The organism is Moorena sp. SIO2C4 (assembly GCF_010672485.1).
GTDB lineage: Bacteria > Cyanobacteriota > Cyanobacteriia > Cyanobacteriales > Coleofasciculaceae > Moorena > Moorena producens.
Genome location: NZ_JAAHGN010000691.1, coordinates 1 through 4,080, shown reverse-complemented (window position 1 = coordinate 4,080; position 4,080 = coordinate 1). Strand labels below are relative to the sequence as shown.

3 protein-coding genes are annotated in these 4,080 nt (G+C 45.4%); 1 reads left to right on the top strand and 2 read right to left on the bottom strand.

Annotated elements, in window-relative coordinates:
- Positions 1-319, top strand: a 319-nt coding sequence (locus tag F6K20_RS27285; protein ID WP_287296747.1) for a penicillin-binding transpeptidase domain-containing protein, incomplete at its 5' end; no start/stop codon positions are given.
- 28 nt (positions 320-347) lie between these two features.
- Here the strand turns inward: F6K20_RS27285 and F6K20_RS27280 are convergent.
- Entirely contained in the window at positions 348-2,537 is a 2,190-nt protein-coding gene (locus F6K20_RS27280; RefSeq protein ID WP_287296745.1) for a thioredoxin domain-containing protein, read from the bottom strand.
- 150 nt (positions 2,538-2,687) lie between these two features.
- Positions 2,688-4,080, bottom strand: a 1,393-nt coding sequence (locus F6K20_RS27275) for a polysaccharide biosynthesis tyrosine autokinase (RefSeq protein WP_287296743.1), incomplete at its 5' end; no start/stop codon positions are given.

Sequence of the window (4,080 nt, the reverse complement as noted above, 5' to 3'; positions counted from 1 at the left end):
AGTGGTGGAAATGATGGAAACTGTAGTAACCGATGGTTCTGGAAAGGCATCCCGCATTCCTGGTTATCGGATTGCTGGTAAGACCGGTACGGCTCAGAAAGCCAGTCCTACTGGGGGCTATTACAGCGATGCCAAGATAACTAGCTTTGTGGGAATTTTGCCCGTAGAATCTCCCCGCTATGTAATCTTAGCAGTAGTCGATGAACCCCAAGGCATTGCCTTTGGTTCTACCGTAGCTGCACCATTAGTCAAATCAGTTATAGAAGCACTGATTTCCATTGAGCGAATTCCACCATCATCTCAAAATTTCCGGCAGTAGGAAAACTCGGTTTTAAAATGACTAGAGTTCAAGCTCTGGTTTGACTTGTCCGCACCTGTGCTAATAACTGATCAGTGTTAGTTGCTGCTGGTTTACAACTAAGTCCCTGACAAACTAAACCAATAACTGAATCTGGCAGATGGGTATCTAATTGATAAACACTGACGGGGAAATACCCACAGATCAGGGAGGTAAGTTGGTCAGCGCCAGCGCGAATCAGAGTGCAATTGCGGTACCAATCTAAAGCAGTAAATATACTGGGACAGGATTGAGGGGATTGGTTGAGCACGCTACTAAATGCTTTCAAGGCTTGCTCTGCTCGGTCAAGGTATCGGAGATCTTCAGTAAGTAAAGCCAGACGTACTAGGTTTGCGATCGCTACCCCATTGGCAGATGGTGTGGCATTATCGGTATAACTACGCTCGTGTACTAACAGTTGATCACTAGGGTCAGTGGCAGCATTATAGTAACCACCATTATCGACACTCCACAGCAATTCATCAAACTCCTCCTGAACCTTAATAGCTTTCTCTAGCCAACTGGCCGGTGACAGGTTGGTCGGTTGCCGGTTGGTCGGTTGAAGGTTGGTCGGTTGAAGGTTGGTCGGTGGCAGGTTTGAACGTTCAACTGTTGTTTGCGTAGCGTGGCCTTTTGGCCAAGGTTGTTTAACTGGTGAAGCGTGTTCTACTGACAAACTTGCCTGATGTAAATCCAGTAGAGCTTTGATAAACAAGGCATAATCCTCAGACTGAGCCAGCACTGCCGGTTGACCATCATAGTTTAGTCGGTGGAATCGTCCTGCTACCCATTGATTGTTGAGGATGAATTGAGCAGCAACTGTTGCTAGTTGCCAATAGTCCGGTTCATGGAACACACTATAGCCTCGCCCTAGACCAGAAATCATTAAGCTATTCCAGGCAACAATCATTTTGGTGTCTGTTACTGGTGGAATTCTACCGAGCCAGTTCCGGGTTTTTGCCTCTTGATTAGTCTTGGCTGGTGGAAAGGTTTCCAGAAGATCCGGTTTGGCACCATAACGTGCTTCAAACAGTTTAGCCAAAGCAGCTTCAGTGTTCTGGGAAAACTGATCTGGGTAACGGCGCTGCAATACATTCTTGCCTTCAAAGTTGCCCTCTTTGGTCAGAGTAAATTCCTCCTCAATTGCTTTCAACTCCGATGGGGTTAGCAGTTGTTCTAGTTCTGAATAACTCCAGACATAAAACGCCCCTTCTTCAGGTTCAGTGTCTGCTGGGGTCGCGAAATTATCTGCATCTTGAGCAGCATAAAAGAAACCTTCTGGAGCGGTCATTTCGCGCTTGAGCCATTGAACTGTTCCTGCGATCGCTCGTTTAAAAGCGGCTTCCTGAATCCCTGCACTCCACAAATCTACCAAGTACTCCATAATCTGCCCATTGTCATAGAGCATTTTTTCAAAGTGGGGTACTGTCCAAGTGGGGTCAACTGTGTAGCGATGAAAACCCCCAGCGACATGATCGTAAATACCGCCCTTAGCTAAGTCTAGTCCCCGCTTTGCACAAGCCTGCTCTGGGTTATACTCCGATGCCCAATCAAAGCGAGTAACCCGTAGTGCCATACTGGCATAGGGAATCATTGGGAAACGTGGACCTGGATTAAGAGCATTAACGACACCCACACTAACTTGCCCACCGATAAAGAGCAAATCATCACCAAGCTGCTCTGATTCGGGTAGTACTGCTGCCTGTTGGAGGTATCCCAGGATGTCTTCTTTGAAAGTGTTAAGCTTGCCTTTTTCTAAATCATAGAAGCGACGAATTGATTGGAGCAACTGCAAAAACCCCGGTCGTCCGTAGCGTGGTTCCAGTGGGAAGTAGGTACCTCCATAAAAGGGTACCAAGTCATCGGGTGTCAGGAAAATATTAAGGGGCCAGCCTCCTTGACCTGTCATCATCTGCAATGCTAACATGTAAATGCTATCAATATCCGGCCTTTCTTCCCGGTCTAGCTTAATCGGAATAAAATTAGCATTCATATACTCGGCAATTGCCTGATGGGAAAACGCTTCGCCCTCCATCACCGTACACCAGTGGCAGCTAGAGTAACCGATAGACAGGAAAATTGGCCTATCTTGTTTTTTAGCTGTTAATAGCGCTTCTTCACACCAAGGCCACCAATCGATCGGATTTTCAGCATGCTTACGTAGATAAAGGCTTTGGGATTGGGCAAGGCGGTTAGTCATGACAGCTTCAGTAGTCGCTTCATCTTAAGTCTACCTTGGTGAGTACTTAATCATTGATGTATTTGTCGTTAGTTATTTGTCGTTATTCCTTTATGATTCACTCTTTGTTCTTAGGGTTGTTAAAAATCACCAATCACCAATGACCAATCACTATGAAACTTTGGTTTCCTCAAGAGTATTACCGAAGTAATAATGATAGTAATCATAGGCTCTGGTTGTGTAACCTTTTAAACCATTAGCAACTATACCCAATACTGTGCTATGAGCAATTCTCAATTCCGAGAGAGCTTCTTTAAACAAAACTTGGTTAGCTTTACCTAAACCTACGACCATCAATATCCCATCGGTATTAGGCTCCAGAAGTCTTGCATCCGCCAGACCAAGTAGGGGAGGGGTATCAAAAATTACCAGCTCAAACCGCTCTTTGAGATATTGAACTAAATTCTGCATCTTTGGGGAATTGAGAAGTCGGGTGGGGTCGGTGGAAATTTGACCAGCAGTTAGGACACAGAGATTTTCCTCCAGAGGCGATCGCTGAATCACATCATCAACCTTGATTTCGCTAGAAAGAACATCGCTCAGTCCCCACAAATTAGGTAAATCCATTTTTTGATGAATCTGAGGAAAGCGCAGATTAGCATCCACCAGTAAAACCTTTTGCCCCATTGCTGCTGCTGCCAGGGCTAAAAATATAGCTGTAGTGGATTTACCATCTGCTGGTTCAGCAGAACTTACCACTATAGCGCTAATGGGTTTCTCAGAATACAGACATTGGAGATTAACTTGAAGAGAGCGAAAGGCCTCTAAAACAGGAGAAATCTGGTAACTACCAGATCCCACGCCGAGTTGTGGAGCTGAGGCTTCCGGCTCAGGTATTATGCCCACACCAGTAACGGTATTGGATTTCTGGAGTTCTTTGTTAAAGGGGATTGTGCCTAATATTGGTAAGCGAGTATACTCTTTTATATCGTCGGTGCTGTTCAGTAAGTGATGTAACTTTTCTGCTAAAAACCCAGCTGTGGCACCTGCAACTATCCCTGCTACTGCACTTAGGAGCAAAGTATCAGGCAAATTGGGGGATATTGGTTTTTGAGGTTGTTGCGGCTCGACAATTGTCTGCCAAGGGATGCTGGTTTTAGCTGACTCAAGTTCCAAAGTTTCCCGAACTGACTCAAAGCGGTTGAGGCTTTCTGTTGCTACCTCAATCTTCTGCTTGAGTTCTGTATATCGATTGGCAATCACAGCTAGTTGTTTGAGTTGTTCACTCATCAGACTTTCCCCTTTAGTGATGGCGGCCTGGCGCATCTCTAAAACCTTGATTTGGTTCGCCGTCTCTACTAGCTGCTGAATCAAATTGAGGCGAAGTGTACTTGAAGAAGCCGATTGAGGATTGCCACCAAACTCCTGAATACGGCTAGTCATCACCCTTTCTGCTTCCTGACTTAACAGGGGGAGTAAATTTTGCTGTTGTTGCCTTAATCCGTCAAAGGTAGATTGGTTTTCCTTGAATTGTGCCAAATCCAACACCATCTGACTTTCTAGA